Source organism: Lysobacter sp. CCNWLW3 (genome assembly GCF_036697405.1).
Lineage (GTDB): Bacteria > Pseudomonadota > Gammaproteobacteria > Xanthomonadales > Xanthomonadaceae > Lysobacter.
The window spans coordinates 241,564-259,589 of record NZ_JBAHWA010000003.1 but is presented as its reverse complement, the minus strand read 5'-3'; the positions used below and the strand labels follow the sequence as shown (position 1 = coordinate 259,589).

Sequence of the window (18,026 nt, the reverse complement as noted above, 5' to 3'; positions counted from 1 at the left end):
GGCCATGAAGATGAAGATGAAGCTTCTGGACATGACCCTGATCGGCCTGCTCTCGGCCGGTGCCGCCGGCTCCGCGCTGGCCCAGGACGCGACGCCGAAGCCGGAAGGCGAGGGCGCCGCGGCGCGTTGCGAGGGCGGCGAATGCCGCAGCGACGAAGGCCTGCTGTTCCGCGTCCGCACCCGCGGCGAAGAGCGTCCGGTCGCGCAGGGCGACGACCCCGACGCATTGCAGCGCAACCGCCGCGTCGACGTGGTGCGCGAGGACGTGCTGCCCGGCAGCGCCAAGATCGCCGGCCGCTTCAGCATCGACCTGCCCAACGGCGGGGTGATCTGGGCCACCGAAGATCCCACCCTCGGCCGCCCCGTGCTGGACGTGCAGGGCGGTTCGACCGTGCCCTTCGAGAACGGCCGCATCGCCAAGCCGCTGCGCTTCCACGGCTACACCAACTACGCCTCGTTCATCGAGAAGATCGAAGTCACCGTGTACCGCGGCAGCGATGCCGACCTGGTCACGCCGCTGGCCAGGATCGAGCTGCCGGTGGCCAACGTCACCGATCGGGAGTGGGACGGCACCCTGCCGGCCGACCTCAATCTGCAGCCCGGCGACGAGTTGATCTATGTCGCCCGCGCCTACGGCAAGGACGGCACCTTCGACGAAACCGTCGGCAAGCGCGTGCAGCTGGTGCGTCCGGAGGACTACGAGCGCGGCATCCAGGTCCTGCGCGACGAGAACCAGCGCTCGCTGGGCAAGGCCCTGGACACCGAGGATGCCGAATCGCAGGGCATCGAGAACGCGATTTACGGGCGCAGCTCGCTGCGCATCCAGAACATCCCGATCTACGGCTCGCGGGTGCGCATCTACGGCCGCGACATCCCGCGCGATACCCAGCTGACCATCAACGGCGAAACCTTCCCGATCGACCTCGAGCGCAAGTTCGTGGCCGAGTTCCTGGAGCCGATCGGCCGTCACGGCTACGACGTGGCGGTCAAGCCGCGCGGCGGCGCGCCGCTGCAGCACCGCCTCGACGTCGAAGTCACCGGCAAGTACGCCTTCCTGGTCGCGCTGGCCGACGTCACCGTGTCGGAGAACAACGTCAGCGGCAACATCGAACCGCTGGCCGGCGACGAGCGCTACGACAAGGACTTCATCAGCGAAGGCCGTCTGGCGTTCTATTTGAAGGGCAAGGTCAAGGGCAAGTACCTGATCACCGCCCAGGCCGACACCCGCGAGCGCGAGATCAAGCAGCTGTTCAACGGCTTCTTCGACGCCGACGCCCAGGACGTGTTCCGCCGCCTCGACCCGGACCTGTACTACCCGGTCTACGGCGACGACTCCAGCACCTACCGCGACGTCGACACCCAGGGCCGTTTGTACGTGCGCGTGGACTGGGACCAGAACCAGGCGCTGTGGGGCAACTTCAACACCGGCATCACCGGCACCGAGTACGGCCAGTACGACCGCTCGCTGTACGGCGCGGCGCTGTCCTGGCGCTCGCGCACCACGACCTTGCTCGGCGCGCCCAAGAGCGAAGTGCGCGCATTCGGCTCCGAAGCGCAGAGCGCCTACGGCCACACCGAGTTCCTCGGCACTGGCGGCAGCCTGTACTACCTCAAGCACACCGACGTGCTGCCGGGTTCGGACAAGGTCACCCTGGAAATCCGCGATCGCACCACCGGCCGCACCGAAAGCCGGGTGGACCTGCAGCGTGGCGCCGACTACGAGATCGACGAACTCCAGGGCCGCCTGATCCTGACCCGTCCGCTGGCCCAGGTCACGCGCGAGAACGTGCGCACCCTGACCCGCGACAATCCGCTGGACGGCTACACCCAGCTGCTGCTGGTCGACTACGAATACGTGCCGGTCGGCTTCGATCCCGACGACGTCAGCGCCGGCTTCCGCGGCAAGCAGTGGTTCGGCGAGCACGTCGCGGTGGGCGGCACCTATATCGACGAGAACCGCCGCGGCGACGACTACAGCCTGAAGGGCGCGGACCTGACCCTGCAGGCCGGCCGCGGCACCTACCTGAAGCTGGAGCAGACCCGCAGCGAGTCCACCGTAGCGCCGATCTTCTACTCCGACAACGGCGGCCTGAGCTTCATCCAGCGCAACCCCACCAGCGGCGCCCGCAGCGGCGAAGCCCGCGCGGTCGAAGCGCGCGCCAACTTCAAGGAGCTGGGCTGGACCGACCACGACTGGAGCGTGGGCGCCTGGTGGCGCGACGTCGACGCCGGCTTCTCGGTCTCGCGCGCCGACACCGGCCAGGACATCGAGGAATACGGCGCCGAGTTCCTGGGCTACTTCAGCGAGAACTTCAGCCTGTACGGCAAGTATTCGCGCGCCGAACGCGGCGCCGAAGCCCTGGAACAGAGCCAGCTGACCGCCGACTGGCGCATCACCAACGACACCCAGCTGGGCGCCGAGCTGCGCCGCGTGCGCGAAGAACGCCTCAGCGGCACCGCCGACGCCCTGCTGGCAGCGGTGAGCTACCGTCGCCGCTTCGGATCCTCGCTGGAACTCTACGGCGTCGGCCAGTTCACCGCCGACGACGACAACGGCGCCTACGACCGCAACAACCTAGTCACCCTGGGGGCCAAGTACCTGTTCGGCGACCGTTCCAGCGTCGGCGCGGAAGTCAGCAGCGGCAGCCGCGGCCACGGCGGCAAGGTCGAGGCCGAGTACCGCCTCAAGCCCGATCACACCATCTACGGCGCCTACAGCTACAGCACCGACACCACCGCCACCGACCCGCTGTTCAACCGCGAGCTGCAGAACGGCTGGACCCTCGGTCAGCGCTGGCGCCTGAGCAACCAGGTCAACCTGTTCAACGAAAGCCAGTTCCTCAAGGATCCCAGCGACAACAGCCAGGGCATCGTCCACACCTACGGCATGGATTTCTATCCGTCCGAAGGCTGGAACATCGGCTTCACCATCATGGACGGCGAACTCGACGCCAGCACCGGCCGTGTCGACCGCCGCGCCTACAGCGTCAGCGGCGGCCGCACCGACGAAATCGCCCAATGGAACAGCAAGCTGGAGTACCGCAAGGACACCGGCGCCGAACAGCGCGAGCAGTGGGTCACCACCAACCGCCTGTTCTACAAGGTCAACGAAGACCTGCGCCTGGCCCTGCGCGCCAACTACGCCGACACCCAGGACGAGCTCAACCCGGCCGAAAGCGCCAAGCTGGCCGAAGCCAACCTCGGCTTCGCCTACCGCCCGCACGACAACACCCGCTGGGGCCTGTTCGGCAAGTACACCTACCTGTACGACCTGGCCACCCTCGGCCAGGACGGCGGCGCCACCTACGACCAGCGCTCGCAGGTGCTGTCGTTCGAAGGCGTCTACCGCATCGACGACAAGTGGGAAGTGGCCGGCAAGCTCGCCAGCCGCTGGGGCGACTACCGCATCGGCCGCGGCGAAGGCCAGTGGCTGGACAGCCGCGCCGACTTCGTCGCCGGCCAGCTGCGCTACCACCTGATCGCCAAGTGGGAAGGCCTGGTCGAGTACCGCTGGCTGCAGGTCAAGGACGGCGGCGACAAGCGCGGCTGGCTGATCGGCCTGGACCGCCAGATCGGCGACAACTTCAAGGTCGGCGTGGGCTACAACTTCACCGATTTCAGCGATGATCTGACCGATCTGAAGTACGACAACAAGGGGTGGTTCTTGAATCTGGCGGGTTACTACTAAGCCGCCGGGTCTTGAAGCTCACGAAAACGCCGCGGATTCCGCGGCGTTTTTGTTTGCGTCCGAGTCGCCGAAACGTTGTTCCGCCCTCGCATCGTCGCCGTAGGGTGTGGTGAGCGCAGCGAACCGCACCATCGCGACAACGACCCCATCCGCGTACATCCCGAGTAGCGGATGTACGCACTGCGCACCCGCTTGTCTTCCCCCTTTGAAAAAGGGGGATTGAGGGGGATTTGCTTTGGCCACGGCGCACCGACGCAGCGGCCCGGGCTGGCGACGATGCGGTTCGCCCGCGGCTCACCACATCCTACGGGCCCTGTCCGATCCGTGACGTCGTCTAAAACACATTTGTTATGGCTGACGCCACTGCAGCGAGGAGGCCGGCGACGAATCCCGCAGTGACCAGTTTGCGAAATGTCTGATCGGGGCGAAACACATCTAGCACCATTCCGAACCAGAGCAGCGTTGCCATAAAGGCGGTGCTGATGCCCAACAGCGCCAAGAGCTTTTGTTGGGTGAAGTCGTCGGGGAAAGTGGTTATCCCGCTGATGGTCAGGAGGCCGAGTAGATTGGCGATCAACAGGATTAGGCCGGCGAAAGCAACGGCGATGTAGTAGCAGATGGAAACCGTCTTCTGGTAGCGCTTGGGTACGATTCCGGTGGCCATGGATTCACCAAACAGTTTGGGGTTCAAGGAGGCCAAGGTAGGCAATGGCGTTGGGCGTCCTATGCTTGGGCGGAGGGCGGTTAAACATCCATGAGAAGAGCCCGGCCAAGAGCGCTCCGCTCACAGAATATGGGTTGCCTTCCTGCCCGCTTAAGAGCCTGTAGATATGCTCGTTATTCCAGCGTTGCCGGCAAGGCGGAGGCGACAATTGGTCGTGCTGACGACAGTGCGCGAATCTGTACTCACCGTTTAAATACTCATCAAGGCCGACTTCCGTGATGCCTTGAGGTTGCGCATCCAGTGCCATGCCAGACGCTGTAACCGACAGCATATGGCTCCACGATCCCTTGTCCAAGTTTGCGATGATGCGCGCAAGTTCGCGGTTTCTATGAAATGTGAGTACGACGTCGCCTAGTTTTGCTTGGCTCAATACCGCTGCTCGACATGCGGCTAAGCGGTCAGGATCTCCGGCCTGCGATGTGTCTGGAAAGAGATCGGGGCCCGTTACCAAGTCGAGGTTCAAGAAATCCATGGCATTGAACAACATTTCCAGGTAACGAAGATTTCGGCTGTGCGCTAGCAACTTGTGATTTAGTGCTTCGGCGAGTTGCATGTCGGCGATCGACACTCGCCAAACGTCAGAGATGGTTCTGAAGTCGGGTTCCCCGGTCGTCTGGCTGACACCAGCCCTGATCGAAGGCCTCGTTATCCATCCTCTCTCGCCGACCCTGACGGATAGCAGATTGAATGGATTCTTTGGGAAAAAGCCTACGATATCTTTGTTTTTCAGAGAGATATGGCAGCTTATGCTTTTCGAATGCTCCTCCTGTCGGTAGAGCATTGTTGGGTTGGGCATCCATCCGGCTTCCGTTTCGGCTAAACCGCTAAGGAATGTTCTGCTGATTCGGATGTTCTGGCCCAGCATTCCTTCTGCATAGTCGAGCCAAGTGAAGCGATTCGATATCGGTCTGTCTGTTAGTCCCAGATCGGAGAACAGTAAATCGGCTGCATGTCGATAGAGATTGCCCTGGGCCGCATCCACTGATGCAAGTTCGGACATAAGGGCTTCGACATCGTGTCGGTAGGTCGCTCCGAGTTTTTCGCCCGCTAAGTCGACTACTCTGGCGCGCATCCAGCTGCCCGTGGCGGGGCTGGTTAAGCCGGAGAGTTCAGTTAGTTCGAGAGCGAGTGTGTACTTGCATAGAGCACGCAAGGCATGGGGCATGCGTTGCGCATCGATAGGACGGCCGAGTTTGACGCTGAGTCGCTGCAGTTCGTGCCCGGCGCCGGGAGCCGACGCGAAAACACTGTTGCCGATGGCCTTTGCAAGCGATTTATGGCGAAAAGGGCCCGCGATCTCGCTTAGAGCATCTAAGGTGTGAATGGCCATGAGAGCATCCTGCTCGCCGACACCATGTATCTCCAGAACGCGACCATAAGAAAAAACCGGTCATTACGAGTCGCGTCTGGGCCGAAACTATGTGCCGGCCGGAAGCATGCCGATTGCGGTTGCGGTCCCCGGTTGAGTCCGCGATCTGTCTGTCGGCGGCGGCATATAGCGCGAAGCATCCTGCGCCAATCCCTATGGGGCTTGAAGTACATTGCGGTAGTCCTTTGCCGCGCGCCTCCTTGGCGCTTGGCTACTTAATCATGCAATCGTCCGGTCGTTTCTACCGTTCGTCGGTGCGATGGTCGTGCGCTCTTTGTGTGTCCTATTGTGTGTAGGATTTTTCTGATTGACGGTCGCTGTTTTGCGGAGCAGAGTTTGCTCTCAAGGAGCCTCAAACTCCGCAAACGGCGGCACCCACCCCGATGTACAGGTGGGTTTTTCATGCCTGTAATTCGGGCATGACTGACGCTAGTGCCCTGCGTCGGGAGGGCGGTGAATACAACACCCGAAAGGGGAATAAGCCCGCCGGCCGTTTGCGGTTTGAGCCTCCCGACATCCCGTCTGTGCCTTTGCGCGCAGCGCGGGTATTCCGCTCAAGGACAGGAGTGCTGCATATGGCCCGCAAACCCGAATCTACCCCGCCGCGCGCGGGCGTGGTGATGCCCGAAGAGATGTTCGAGCTGCTGTATCGGTTCCATCAGGAGTTGCACGGTATCGCCCGCAGCCTGCAGCCGGAGGTGTTGAAGGAAATCGGCTACCGCAATACGCGTAGCGAGCAGACCCTGCACCGCATCTTCACCACCATGGCGAGGGAACTGGACCCGGTGATGGACGCCTGCGAGTGGTTGCCGGACGCGTGCGAGCAGTGGTGCCAATCGGGCGACAGGCGCCTGCACTAGCGCAACACCCGGCAGGCGCCGGCTTTGGGTAGGAGCGGCGCAAGCCGCGACCGCGAACCTTCGGTGCCCTGCGCAATCGCGGCTCACGCCGCTCCTACAGAAGGCGGCGCGGCCGCCTGTGGGAGCGGCGTGAGCCGCGATCGCGAAGCTTCGGCCGCCTGCGCGGGTCGCGGCCTAAGCTGCTCCTACCCGAAGGGAGCATCGTCGGAAGCGGCAGAAGCTCAACCGCACCGTCGTGGCGCACCGGCGCAATTAGGTCTGGCAATTCGTTGACAAGGCCCTGTACCCGACAGACCATTCCCCGACACGGCCCGCGCCGGGCGGATGGACCAGAGTGTCAAGGGGATGTTCGTGCTCAAGACGCTACGCATAACCACCTTGCTCGCGCTTATGGTCGGTTCCCAGGCGCATGCGCAAGAGGTTCGGCACGCGACCGCCGATGAGTTCTCCAGGCTCATGGTGACGAGCATGAAGAATGAGGCGGCGCGGAAGCATCCGGCCATGGCGACTTGCGTCAACAAGATGGGTGACTCCGCCCTCAGCGACATCGTTCAATCCGTCATGGCCGGCACCGTTCCGGCTGCCGACATCGAAACGCTGGACGCGTTCTTCGGTAGCTCGCTAGGCGCCCGCTGGACAGACAACATTCTCTTGGCAGCGGAAACCGGCGTTGCGCCATCTGGCGCGTTCACGCAAGACGAGGCGGATCAGATCAAGCGGATCATCAGCATGCCGTCCTACCTCAAGCTAGAGGAAGCGACAGAATTCACCGAGCCGACTATTCGGAAGGCCGTCATGAAAGCGCTAGATCCGTGTCAGTGAGTCCTGCATCGTGCCCAGTCAGCTACGCTGCCGGCTGATCGGGAGCGGGATTGCCGCTGCAGGCCTCGTCGCACTGGCGCGGTGGAGTTGACAGTCTTCGAGCGCCAGTCCGAGTATTGAGCACGGTCCCCCGATGTGGGGCGATAGCGTCAACAACCGCTGATGTCGGAGGCGACATGTGCAGGAACATCCGGACGCTGTACAACTTCGAGCCGCCGGCGACGGGCGACGAGATCCGTGCGTCGGCCTTGCAGTTCGTTCGCAAGTTGAGCGGATTCAATGCCCCGTCGAAAGCCAACGAAGAGGCGTTCAATTTGGCCGTTAAGCAGGTCAGCGAGGCGGCGACCACGCTCATCAATTCGCTGACCACGTTCACGCCGCCGAAGAATCGCGAGGCCGAGCGCGCCAAGGCCGTTGAGCTTTCCGCCAAGCGTTTCGGCAAACCGTCCGGCCGTGTACCCAAGCCGGAAGCGAAGTCGGTACGTGGCGCGGTTTGATGCGGGGTTTGGGTAAATGACGCCGCCGATGAAAACCTCGAAGACGTTCCTGAGCCGATTCGCCGCCATGCTGCTGCTGGCGCTTACGGTCATGCATCTGATTCTTGCGCTCGACCTGATCTTTGGCTTGGTCCAGGGCTCCGCGGAACTCAATGCTTTGCGGGTCGTTGCGGCTTGGGTAAAGGGCCTATGGCTAGGCCTGTGCGCCGTGGGCGGGTTGGCCGTAGTGGCTTTGTATCGCCGGCCATGGTGGGGCTTCCTGTTGTCCGTCGTCTTCTGCGCAGGCCTGTACGTCGCGAGCCATCAGCTATGGGGCGAGGTCAAGGGCGGGTTCTGGCTGGCCGTCATCGCCAGCCTGATCGCCGCCGCGGGTGCCAGCACGTCCAGCTCGCCCTCCAGTCGGGCGCTTTCCTGACGATGGCGGTCGTTACTGGTCTGGCGTACCGGGACGAGCTCGCCGGGTTGATCCGACGGTCCGATCGGATCGTGGTCACCGAGCATTCCTACCTGTACGACGCTTACGACGCCCAGGCCGGGAAATCGCTCATTCCGGAAGAGGTCGTGTACGGCAGCCTTCCGCTCAGCCAGTCGCAGAAGGATTTCTTCCTGGCCACCGTCGATGGCCTAGACCCTGAATTGCAGGACGCCTTCGCCGCTTGCATCTACGAGCCGCATCACAGGATCGAGTTCTACGCCTTGGACAAGCGGATCAGCACCATGGCGATCTGTTTCAAGTGCTCGCAAGTGCGATGGGACGCAACGAGCGCCACCCCGCCTTGGTCTTTGTATTCTGGTTTGGGCGCTCTCATGAGAGAGGTCGGATTCTCGCCTGAGCGGGATTGGGCCGCGCTAGCCGAACAGCATCGGGGAAAATGAGTGCCGTTCGAGTTCGATCCATGGGCGGGTAGCCGGTCGCCAGGTCGATACCGGCTTTGATTTCGGGGAAATCGTATGAAGCGCAAGGGAGTTCTTGTCGCATTGCTCGCCTGCATCGTATCGGCGCCGTTATTGAGCGGGTGCGGCGGCGCTTCGATCGATGCTCCAGCAGTCGGCGCGGACGCGAATACCGTCGGGGGCATCGAGTCCATCACCATCGACGGCAAGCGCTATTTCTTCGGCTACCAATACCGCGACGACCATGTGCTGACGCCGCTGTTCGCCAGCGAGGACGCCATCGCTGCGTACGCGCTGAGTCATATCACGCAGACCGATGGCCGGCACGACCATGCTTTCTGGGTGGCCATGGCGAAGGCGGCGATCGGCGAGTCCGGGCTGACCGACGCGGAAGGGCAGGCGATCGCGTTGGCGCCGCTCAAAGCGGCGATCGCGGAGCTGCGGCGCGACACCAAGACAGCGCGACCGGTGCCGGGTCTCGTCATGCCTGAGCATCTGTACTACCTGTTGGAGATGAACTGCGATTGGCCCGACGAGCAGATCCCGGCGGCCGTGGTGCAAGCCGCGCAAAGGCTGGGCCTGGAGGCCGACGACACCAGCCCCTGGATGGAGATATCGTCGGGCGCGCTCACCGGGACGACGCCCTTGCCCAAGGGCGCCCAGTTTCAGGACGCCGCTGCCGTCTACCTGTGGTACTTCGACCGGCTGGCGGGGCATCAGCGGCATGGTTGGTCCAGGGCACTGGGACTGGAGCGCCGCTGAGACACGGGTCGTGCGAGTAGGCGCTCGGCCCGCTATCGTCCGCCGGGGCGGGTGTGCTGAAATCGCATCGTCGGCCGCTTCAATTCAGGGATAGAGCCATATGGACAGCGTTCGGAATGCAGTCGTATCGATCTGCGCCTGTTCTCTGGTCGCGGCGGCGTGCAGCGCCCTCGCGGCCGAGCCCGCGCTTTGCGGCGCGTTGCGCGTCCATTCCCCGGGCGTGCCCGCGGGCGAGGTTCTGGAAGAAATTCCGGTCGATGGTCCGCGCTGGAACGCGCGGGTGCCCAATGTCGATCTCGACGCCGACGGCGCCAGCGATCGGATCCTGTTGTTCCGGAATGGTTCGCCTAGCAAGTTTCCCGGGGATTTCGACGAGGCCGAGATCGCCTTGTCTTCCACCGGCGCGACCAGAACCGCCGTATTTCCACGTATCGCGATCCGCCGCTTGCGCTCGCAGGTCTATCTGGTCGGTACCACCTATTCGGATGCAAGGCCCACGGCGCAGCTCGACGTCCATTTACTGGATCGGCGGGGCATGACGAAGGTCTGCTCCCTGTCCATTCCGGTTCGATGAGCGCCGTCTGCATGGAAACCAGGACTGTCTGCATCGCGGTGGCATTCATCGCGGCCTGGCTTACGACCGCTGCCGCCTCCGAAATGCCCATGGAGCTGGTCGGTGCCAACGGCAAGGGGATCCAGGTCGTCTTCAGCCCGCAGCCGTGGCGGGTGTGCGAGGCGGGCGTTGGCTCGGGACTGATCTTCTATAAGGAAGGCGACAAGATCACCGAGGTGTGGCCGCATCAGCGCTGCAGCTTCGAGATGAACGGCGCGGGGAAACTACAGTTTTCCTGCGTCTCCGAGGACGGGCCCCAGTATTCCTATTCCAAGGCGGTCTACGTGATGGAGTCCCGCAGTGGGGCCTCGTGCAGCTACGTCTGCCAGTCGGGCTGCGGCCCGCACGTGCCGCAGATCCTGAGGTCGGCGCCGATGGTTCCCATCATGCCGCCGCTACCGCCGCCCCCGCAGCCTTGAGCGTCGTTCGTAGAGGCGCATCGCGCAGCCCGTAGGCGATCGCGGCCTGGCTAAGGCGTGGCGTCGCGCATGGTCGGAATGGCGGCTTGCGCCAAACCGTGCGCCAAGTCGTGTCCGATGGTTCGTCATGGCGTATAGGATGCTCCGTCCTGCGGCGACGGCGCCGCCGCCGCAGCGACGGCGGAATCCCGAAACCGTGCCGTACCGATGGTTGCGTGCGCCTGGGCCGTTTCGTATCGTGCGCGACCGCTTCCCTTCGAGCCCGGCGAGTTCGGATGGCCAAGCCAATCGCTATTCATGGTGACAAGGCAATTCGATGGAATATCCCGACAGCTGGCGCCGTTCTTCCGACCATGTCGAGGTCAAACCGGTTCTTGTCACCTTCCTGGCGTCGCTGACGATGCTTCTGGTGGTAGCTGTCTTCTCCGATGTCGATGCATACCTCTATGCGGGTTGCTTTCCCGCAGCAGCCGTACTCACCTTGAAGTGGCACCGGACCGCGAGCATGCCACGTTGGCTGCGGGTCCTGCTGTGGGCGATCGTTACGGTGCCCCTTGCCGCGCTGACGGTAGTGGTGCTTGCCACCAAGTGATTGGCCTGCGAGCAGGGGCTGCGTGAGGTCGAGCCCGGTCGTGGAGGACTCGGCGGGCGCCGGGAGCATGCCGATTCGTTCCGTTGCACTGAGCGCGGCTTTTGCAATCGAGGCGGCAGGCTGTCCATGAAACGCAGCTATATCGGCATCTACATCACCATCCTCATTCTCCTCTATGCCTTGATCGGTGGCATGTCGAACGATATTTACGTTCCGACAGGTAGGCGTAATGGGGTTCATCTGCATGAGGAGGCCATTCCTCCGGCCATGCTGAGTATCGCGCTGTTCGCGTTGGCTTTCTTCGTGGGGCATTTGAAGGAGTCCAAGGGAATGCTCCTCGCGGGGCGTCTGCTGCTGATTGGATCGGGCCTGTCGATGCTGTGGGCGTTCTACTTCGTGGCTTTTCCTACCGGGCAGAAGACAGTCACCACTGAACAGTGTCAGGCGACATTCGCCAAGCTCAGCGCCTATCTTTCGCCGACCGGAGAGGGAAACGAGTTCTTTGTCGGCCTCGCGTCTGAATGCGAGAGCAAGCCCATGTCAAAGGTCTTCTACGAGTGCGTGGAACGCGCAAGAAGGGCCGAGGACACCGACCAATGCGACGAAGAGGCGCAGTGGTGGCTCGAGCGCAAAAACTCGAGCAAGGCCAGGTAAAGCCGATTGGCATCGCCATCGACCGGATTCACGTGGAGAGTTGTGCCTGTTGCTCCATGTGCCACGAGCCGGAGTCCGAGTGGGAGGCCCGATGAGACCGATCGTCGTCATAGTAGCGATCGCCATAGCGCACATCGCCTTCTTGTACTGTGCGTATGGCTCGAAGTTCTTCGGCTTGGCGCTGCCCTACGGTGCGATCATGGTCCTCTGGCTAGGAGCCTCGACGATCGCAGCGGGTATCGGCTATTCCAAAGCCGCGGGCAAACTGCGGTGGTTCGCGACGGTCGCGCATCGCCGCCATCTCTTCGCCATCGCGGCCGCTGCGGTCTCGCTCTTCCTCGGTGTGTGCTGGGCGTTCAACAGCTTCGGTACCTGAAAGCCCAGGGTTAGGGCGGGGTCTAGTCCGCCGTTTGCATCCGCAGTTTCGGTGCGATCCACAGCGCAAGGGCCGCGCCCATGAGCTGCGCCAGCACGAAGCCGCCCACGTCTTCGGGACGAATGCCGGCGAAGCTCTGGGTGAGCGCGCGCGCCAGCGTCACCGCCGGGTTGGCGAACGAGGTGCTGGCGGTGAACCAGTAGGCGGCGAAGATATAGCCGGCGACCAATGCGGGCATCGCGGCGGGGCGATGGCGCGTGCCCAGGAGGATGGTGAGCAGCAGGCCGAAGGTCGCCACCGCTTCGCTCAGCCATTGCCCGGAGCCGCCGCGCTCGCGTAGGCCGGGTTGCCACAGCGGCAGGTCGAACATGGCGTGCGCCAGCAGCACGCCGGCCACAGCGGCGACGATCTGCACGGCGATGTAGGCGCAGGCCTCGGTCGTTCCCAGTTCGCCGCGCAACCGCATCGCCAAGGTAACGGCCGGGTTCAGATGTGCGCCGGATATCGGGCTCAGCAAGGCGATCAACACGTACAGCATGCCCGCGGTCGCGGCGGCGTTGGCGAGCAGCGCCAGGCCGTCGTTACCGCCAGCCAGGTTCACGCCCATGATGCCGGAGCCGACCACGGTGGCCAGCAGCAGCGCGGTGCCGACGAACTCGGCCAGCAGGCGTTGCCGCAGCCTCACGACAACGAGGCCAGCAAGGCTTGCACCCGCGCCGAGATGTCGTCGCGTACCGCGCGATAGGCGTCGTCGTCCAGGTGCTTGGGGTCGGGCAGGGCCCAGTCCTCGCGGCGCTGCGCCGGCACCCAGGGGCAGTTGTCGCCGCAGCCCATGGTGATGACGGCGTCGAAGGCGCCGTCGACATCGTCCAGCGACTTGGAGGCGTGCGTGCTCAGGTCGTAGCCCAGTTCGGCCATGTACTGGATGGCTTTCGGGTTGATCTTGCCGGACGGGGCCGAGCCCGCGCTGAGCGCCTCGACACGGTCGCCGCCGTGCATGCGCGCGAAGGCTTCGGCCATCTGGCTGCGGTTGGAGTTTTCCACGCAGACGAACAGCAGGCGTTTTTTCGGACGATTCGAGGTCATAGGGTCTGGCCGATCCGTTGGAGGTGTTGTTCGCGGGCAAGCCGATCCAGCTTGTCCAAAGGCAGCGCCAGCAATAGCTCGATGCGGCGGCGCAGGGTCAGCCATGCCCGCTTGAACGCTTGCGGATCGTCCGGGGTGAGCGCCGGATCGGCTACGCCCCAATGCGCGATCGCGGGGTGGCCGGGCCACAGCGGGCAGGCTTCGCCGGCCGCGTTGTCGCAAACCGTGATCACGATATCCATGGCCGGAGCTTCCGGGCCGGCGAACTCGTCCCAGGATTTGGGGCGCAGCGCATCGGTGGGAAGGCCCAGATCTGCGATCAGCCGCGCGGCGAGCGGCTGCACGCTCGGCGCGGGCCGGCTGCCGGCGCTGTAAGCGCGAACGCGCCCTTGGCCCATGGCGTTGAGCAGCGCTTCGGCCATCTGGCTGCGCGCGGAATTTCCGGTGCACAAGAACAAGACGTTGTAGCCGCGCGTCTCGGTGGAGCCGAGCAGGGATTTGCTAAGGCAGGCGGCGGAGGCCGGGCACAGCGACGAGAATTCGGCGCTGGCCTGCACGGCGACCGGCGCTTGCGCGCGCTCGATCCGGCGGTAGCCGCGGCTTGCGAAATAATCCGCCGCGGTTTGCGTCAGCAGCACCAACTGCGCAAGGCCGCGCGCTCGGGCTTCGCGTTCGGCCTCGGCCACCAGGCGGCCGCCGAGGCCACCGCCGCGGTGTTCGGCGCGCACCGCCAGCGAGCGCAGCAGGCCGGTCTGGCCGAACGTCTGCAGGCCGACCACGCCGGCGGCGGTGCCGCCGGCGTCGGCTACGAAGAAGGCGACTTCGGCGGCATCCAGGTCCTGCACGGGCAAGTCGTTATCGGCCAGCATTTCGCGAATGAGCGCGTGTTCGGACGGCAGTGCGGGACGAATCGACATGGCGGCGCTCAGCAGCAGCGCGATGCGGGCGCGCAGCACGCGGCCGCCGCGGCGGGCTTGGATACGGTCTGAGGGCTGGGCGCGCAGGCGGCCGCCCCTTCGCCGGCGCAGCCGGCCTCGGTGTCGTAATAAGTGGTGGCTTCGCCGAAGGTATGGAAGGACTCCCAGCGCAGGCCTTGCGGGTCCTCGGTCCATAGCTTGTCGGCCTGCGCGTAGCAGCACACCGCCGCGGCTTCGGGTACCACGGTGCCTCCGGCGGCGTCGAGGCGACGGCCCAGCGCGGTCAGCTCGTCGCCGCTGTCGACCTGCAGGCCCAGGTGATCGATGCCCGGCGCGCGGCCGGTGTTGGAGATGGCGAAGTTGATGCGCGGGTCTTCCAGCATCCACTTGGCGTAGTCGCTCTTTTGCACGCTGGGCTGGCTGGCGAAGAGTTCGTTGTAGAAGCGGATGCTGGACGCCAGGTCGGTGACATTCAAATGCACGTGAAAGCGGTTCATCGGTGGGCTCCTTTAGGACGTGGAGTACAAGCGGCGGCCGGTGCGCAGGTTTCGACGCCAGCGCAACAGTTCTGGGTGAGGTAGGCGAGCAGGGCGTTCATTTGCAGGTAATTGGCGCGCACGCGGATCACCCGGCCCTCGCGCTGGTCATGGACCAGGGCCGCGCCGCGTAGCACGTTGAGGTGCGCAGTGAGGGTGGCGGGCGGCAGATCCAGCTTTTCGCGCAGCTCGCCTACCGACATTCCATCCGGGCCGGCCTGCACCAGCTGCCGGAACGCGGCTAGGCGGGATTCGTGGCTGAGGGCGCTGAGCGCACCGAGGGCGGTTGATGTTTCCATAATTCCAGTATTTTGGAATTATTGAGTCTTGTCAAGTGGTCGCATGGATCGGGCGGGCCGCGGCCGCCGTTGCGTGCCTAAACCAGCGGCGATGGCACGCATCCCAATGGGGCGCCAACTCTGTGGTTGGGAGCGCGGCGCAAGGGGCATTCGTATAACGCGATTCGAGTTGGTTCCTTACCGCTTCGCGGCGGCCTCGCTTTCGTCGGGATCCCAATCGCACTCGTGACCCCTCAATCCAGCCAGGACGCCATGAATCACGGACACCACGGACACAACTTCCAAGGCCCGCAGCTCGCGGCCCGTGTTAAAGCGCTCGTGCTCGCAAGCGCGATCGCGACAACAACGATAGGTCCGCAGGCCCTTGCGGCACCGGGCGCTCCATCGCCAGCATTCGCGCAGGTCATCGAGCGCGAAGTGCCGGCGATCATGAAGGAGGCCAAGATCCAGGGTGCGGCCGTGGGCCTGATCGTCGACGGCAAGCTGGTCTACGCGCGCGGCTTCGGCTATGCGGACCACGCCGGCAAGGTGCCCGCGACGCCCGACACGGTGTTCGTCGCGGCCTCGCTGTCCAAGCCGATCGCCAGCTGGGTGACGATGCGCCTGGCCGATCAGGGGCGCATCCAGCTGGATCGGCCGGTGGCCGACACGCTGTCGCCGTGGCCGCTGGCGCAGAATCGGTTCGACTACCGCCGCATCACCATCCGTCGCCTGCTCTCGCACACGGCAGGGACCACCTTGGGCGGCTACCAAGGCTGGCTGGATTACAAAGAGTTGCCGACGCTGGAGCAGTCCCTGGCGGGCAAGACCAATGGCCGCGGCGCGGTAGAGTTGTTCGCGCCCGTCGGGACCCAGTTCCAGTATTCCGGCGGCGGCTATACGCTGATGCAGCTGGCCATCGAGCGAAGCACCCGGCGCAAGTACGCGGATCTGGCGCGGGAGTTGGTGTTCAAGCCCTTGGGCATGAAACGCACCAGCGTGGCGATGACGCCGAAGCTGCTGGCCGGCGCCGCGCAGGGCCATGGCGACGACGGCGGCCCGGTGCCGATGCGTTACTACGTCGAGCAGGCGCCTTCGACTCTGACCACCACGGTCAACGATTTCTCGCGTTGGATGATCGCAGGCATGGTGGCCCCTCGCGACCGCGGCGCGCACCCGCTGAGCCGGGCACAACTGGATCAGCTGTATGCGCCGGCGACGCTGAGCGTGCCGCGCGCGCCGGACGCGATGGTCTACGGCCTGGGGCACTTCATCGAGCGCCTGGGTGACGGCAGCACCGCGGTCGGTCACGACGGCCGCAATCAGGCGGGTTTCCGCGCCAAGTTCCTGATGCGCCCCAGCAGCGGCGACGGCATCGTCTTCTTCAGCAATTCGCGCAGCGGCCTGGCCTTGGAGCGCGTGGTCTGCCTGTGGGGCGCGGACGTGGCCAAGGTGGATCCGGCGGCTGCCTGCAAGAAATAGGCGCTTGCACGCCGCGGCCGGTGCGCCCGCGGCCCGCAGGACGACCGAGCGCCGTTAGTACGGCGTGGGCGTGAGTTTCAGCAAGCGCGCATTGCCGCCGTCCTCCAGCACCCAGATCGCGCCGTCGGGCCCTTGCTCGACCTCGCGGATGCGCGCGCCCATCGGGTAACGCTTGAGTTCGCGCGCGCTGGTGCCATCGAACCAGATCCGCACCAGAGCCTGCGAGGCGAGCCCGCCGATGAAGCCCTGGCCGCGGAAGTAGGGGAACAGGTCGCCGGTATAGATGATGAAGCCGGCCGGCGCGATCACCGGATTCCACCAGGCTTCCGGCGCGTTGAATTCCGGGCGCGTCGGATGGTCGGGGATGGGCGTGCCGTCGTAATGGTCGCCATTGGAGACGATCGGCCAGCCGTAGTTGGTGCCGCGCTCGATCAGGTTGAGTTCGTCGCCGCCGGCCGGGCCCATCTCGTGGGTCCACAGGCGCCCGGCCGGGTCGAAGGCGATGCCGAGCAGATTGCGATGGCCCAGGGTCCAGACCTGCGCGGCGACGCCGCCGACGCCGACGAAGGGATTGTCGGCAGGGACCGATCCGTCGTCGTTGAGACGGATCAGCTTGCCCAGGTTCTGCTGCATGTCCTGCGCCGGGTCGAACTTCTGGCGATCGCCCGAGGTGATCCACAGTTTGCCGTCGCCGCCGAAAGCGATGCGATGGCTGTAGTGGCCCTCGCCGGTGACTTTGGGCGTTTGCCGCCACAGCACTTGCAGGTTCGAAAGGCTGCCGCCGTTGCCGTCGGCATTGAGCGTCAGCTGCGCCCGCGCGACGGCGGCGCCGCGCGTGCTGTTGGCGCCGGCTTCGGCATAGCTGAGGTAGACGTAGCGGTTGCCGGAGAACTGCGGGTGCAGCACGACGTCGCCGAGCCCGCCCTGGCCGCCGTAGGCCACCGCGGGCATGCCGGTGATTTCGCTGGTCGTTCTGGTGGCGGTATTGAACAGCCGAAGACGGCGGTTCTTCTCGGTCACCAGCAGGCGGCCGTCGGGCAGGAAGGTCATCGCCCAGGGTTCGTTGAACCGCCCGAACTCGGTGGCGACGAAGGGTGGGTCGGGCTCCGCCACGGCTGGATTGGGGCCGCCGGTTTGTACCGGCGGCTCGGCGAGCGCCTGCACCTGCGCGGCGGGCGCGGGCGCCGCGGCTGTCGCGGGCGTCTGGGGCGGGGCTTGGGACGGGATGGCGAACGCGATCAGCGGCCGCGCATGCGCAGTTTGCGGCGCCTTATCGGCGTCCTCGCCGGATTCAGGGGCGATCGGCGTGCAGGCGGCGGACAACACCGCGAGCGCCAAGGCGGTCGTCAGGCACTTGCTCATGGTGAGCTCTCATCGGTCCGATAGCGCGTTTTAGCGCAGGGTGGGATCAGAAGACGTGACGAGCGCGGCGGTTTCGATGGCGGCGGCGACGGGCG

General features: G+C 64.8%; 21 protein-coding genes and 1 pseudogene. 13 read left to right on the top strand and 9 right to left on the bottom strand.

From position 1 onward, the window contains the following. The first annotated feature begins 4 nt into the window (after positions 1-4). Complete coding sequence (locus tag V1318_RS08575) at positions 5-3,688, top strand: hypothetical protein (protein WP_332939228.1); 3,684 nt, start codon at positions 5-7, stop codon at positions 3,686-3,688. A gap of 334 nt (positions 3,689-4,022) precedes the next feature. Here the strand turns inward: V1318_RS08575 and V1318_RS08570 are convergent, their stop codons facing one another. Both V1318_RS08570 and V1318_RS08565 read right to left on the bottom strand, forming a co-directional pair. Further along, complete coding sequence (locus V1318_RS08570) at positions 4,023-4,379, bottom strand: hypothetical protein (RefSeq protein WP_332939227.1); 357 nt, start codon at positions 4,377-4,379, stop codon at positions 4,023-4,025. Beyond that, positions 4,357-5,742 (bottom strand): hypothetical protein, encoded by a 1,386-nt coding sequence (locus V1318_RS08565; RefSeq protein WP_332939226.1) that lies wholly within the window; start codon positions 5,740-5,742, stop codon positions 4,357-4,359. Before V1318_RS08565 ends, V1318_RS08570 begins: the two co-directional genes overlap by 23 nt. Before the next feature lie 614 nt (positions 5,743-6,356). Here V1318_RS08565 and V1318_RS08560 point away from each other — a divergent pair. The 11 genes from V1318_RS08560 (at position 6,357) to V1318_RS08510 (ending at position 12,270) form a co-directional block, all read left to right on the top strand. Then, complete coding sequence (locus V1318_RS08560; protein WP_332939225.1) at positions 6,357-6,641, top strand: hypothetical protein; 285 nt, start codon at positions 6,357-6,359, stop codon at positions 6,639-6,641. A gap of 345 nt (positions 6,642-6,986) precedes the next feature. Beyond that, a complete protein-coding gene (locus V1318_RS08555) occupies positions 6,987-7,463 on the top strand; it encodes a hypothetical protein (RefSeq protein WP_332939224.1) in 477 nt (158 codons plus the stop codon). A gap of 176 nt (positions 7,464-7,639) precedes the next feature. After that, positions 7,640-7,960, top strand: coding sequence for a DUF2277 domain-containing protein (locus V1318_RS08550; protein ID WP_332939223.1), 321 nt, complete (start codon positions 7,640-7,642; stop codon positions 7,958-7,960). Between the two features lie 28 nt (positions 7,961-7,988). Further along, positions 7,989-8,375, top strand: coding sequence for a hypothetical protein (locus V1318_RS08545; RefSeq protein WP_332939222.1), 387 nt, complete (start codon positions 7,989-7,991; stop codon positions 8,373-8,375). A 2-nt stretch (positions 8,376-8,377) separates the two neighbouring features. Continuing rightward, positions 8,378-8,836 carry a hypothetical protein gene (locus V1318_RS08540; protein ID WP_332939221.1) on the top strand — a complete coding sequence of 153 codons (459 nt, stop codon included), beginning with the start codon at positions 8,378-8,380 and terminating at the stop codon, positions 8,834-8,836. 75 nt (positions 8,837-8,911) lie between these two features. Then, positions 8,912-9,616 (top strand): hypothetical protein, encoded by a 705-nt coding sequence (locus V1318_RS08535; protein WP_332939220.1) that lies wholly within the window; start codon positions 8,912-8,914, stop codon positions 9,614-9,616. A gap of 100 nt (positions 9,617-9,716) precedes the next feature. Next, the gene (locus tag V1318_RS08530; RefSeq protein ID WP_332939219.1) at positions 9,717-10,190 is read left to right on the top strand and encodes a hypothetical protein; all 474 of its coding nucleotides are present in this window, start codon (positions 9,717-9,719) and stop codon (positions 10,188-10,190) included. Further along, positions 10,187-10,648, top strand: coding sequence for a hypothetical protein (locus tag V1318_RS08525; protein WP_332939218.1), 462 nt, complete (start codon positions 10,187-10,189; stop codon positions 10,646-10,648). Before V1318_RS08530 ends, V1318_RS08525 begins: the two co-directional genes overlap by 4 nt. 316 nt (positions 10,649-10,964) lie before the next feature. Beyond that, positions 10,965-11,240 carry a hypothetical protein gene (locus V1318_RS08520; RefSeq protein WP_332939217.1) on the top strand — a complete coding sequence of 92 codons (276 nt, stop codon included), beginning with the start codon at positions 10,965-10,967 and terminating at the stop codon, positions 11,238-11,240. Positions 11,241-11,366: 126 nt separating this feature from the next. After that, on the top strand, positions 11,367-11,894 hold the full coding sequence (locus V1318_RS08515; RefSeq protein WP_332939216.1) for a hypothetical protein: 528 nt from the start codon (positions 11,367-11,369) through the stop codon (positions 11,892-11,894). Positions 11,895-11,985: 91 nt separating this feature from the next. Continuing rightward, positions 11,986-12,270, top strand: a complete 285-nt coding sequence (locus tag V1318_RS08510; RefSeq protein WP_332939215.1) for a hypothetical protein — start codon at positions 11,986-11,988, stop codon at positions 12,268-12,270. 22 nt (positions 12,271-12,292) lie between these two features. Here V1318_RS08510 and V1318_RS08505 read toward each other — a convergent pair whose 3' ends face one another. The 6 genes and pseudogenes from V1318_RS08505 to V1318_RS08480 all read right to left on the bottom strand — a co-directional run bounded on the left by V1318_RS08505 (position 12,293) and on the right by V1318_RS08480 (position 15,108). After that, positions 12,293-12,955, bottom strand: a complete 663-nt coding sequence (locus V1318_RS08505; RefSeq protein WP_332939213.1) for an aquaporin — start codon at positions 12,953-12,955, stop codon at positions 12,293-12,295. Beyond that, the gene (locus tag V1318_RS08500; protein WP_332939212.1) at positions 12,952-13,356 is read right to left on the bottom strand and encodes an arsenate reductase ArsC; all 405 of its coding nucleotides are present in this window, start codon (positions 13,354-13,356) and stop codon (positions 12,952-12,954) included. Before V1318_RS08500 ends, V1318_RS08505 begins: the two co-directional genes overlap by 4 nt. Beyond that, the gene (locus tag V1318_RS08495; protein ID WP_332939298.1) at positions 13,353-13,850 is read right to left on the bottom strand and encodes an arsenate reductase ArsC; all 498 of its coding nucleotides are present in this window, start codon (positions 13,848-13,850) and stop codon (positions 13,353-13,355) included. The genes V1318_RS08500 and V1318_RS08495 overlap by 4 nt, the downstream gene beginning before the upstream one ends. Before the next feature lie 15 nt (positions 13,851-13,865). Next, positions 13,866-14,225, bottom strand: a pseudogene (arsN2, locus tag V1318_RS08490) (arsenic resistance N-acetyltransferase ArsN2); the annotation flags it as partial. 56 nt (positions 14,226-14,281) lie between these two features. Beyond that, the gene (locus V1318_RS08485) at positions 14,282-14,770 is read right to left on the bottom strand and encodes an ArsI/CadI family heavy metal resistance metalloenzyme (protein WP_332939211.1); all 489 of its coding nucleotides are present in this window, start codon (positions 14,768-14,770) and stop codon (positions 14,282-14,284) included. After that, entirely contained in the window at positions 14,767-15,108 is a 342-nt protein-coding gene (locus tag V1318_RS08480) for a helix-turn-helix transcriptional regulator (RefSeq protein WP_332939210.1), read from the bottom strand. Before V1318_RS08480 ends, V1318_RS08485 begins: the two co-directional genes overlap by 4 nt. A 318-nt stretch (positions 15,109-15,426) precedes the next feature. Between V1318_RS08480 and V1318_RS08475 the strand changes: the two genes are divergently transcribed. Continuing rightward, positions 15,427-16,569, top strand: a complete 1,143-nt coding sequence (locus V1318_RS08475) for a serine hydrolase domain-containing protein (protein WP_332939208.1) — start codon at positions 15,427-15,429, stop codon at positions 16,567-16,569. Positions 16,570-16,623: 54 nt separating this feature from the next. Here V1318_RS08475 and V1318_RS08470 read toward each other — a convergent pair whose 3' ends face one another. Further along, positions 16,624-17,931, bottom strand: coding sequence for a PQQ-dependent sugar dehydrogenase (locus tag V1318_RS08470; RefSeq protein ID WP_332939207.1), 1,308 nt, complete (start codon positions 17,929-17,931; stop codon positions 16,624-16,626). Between the last annotated feature and the right edge of the window lie 95 nt (positions 17,932-18,026).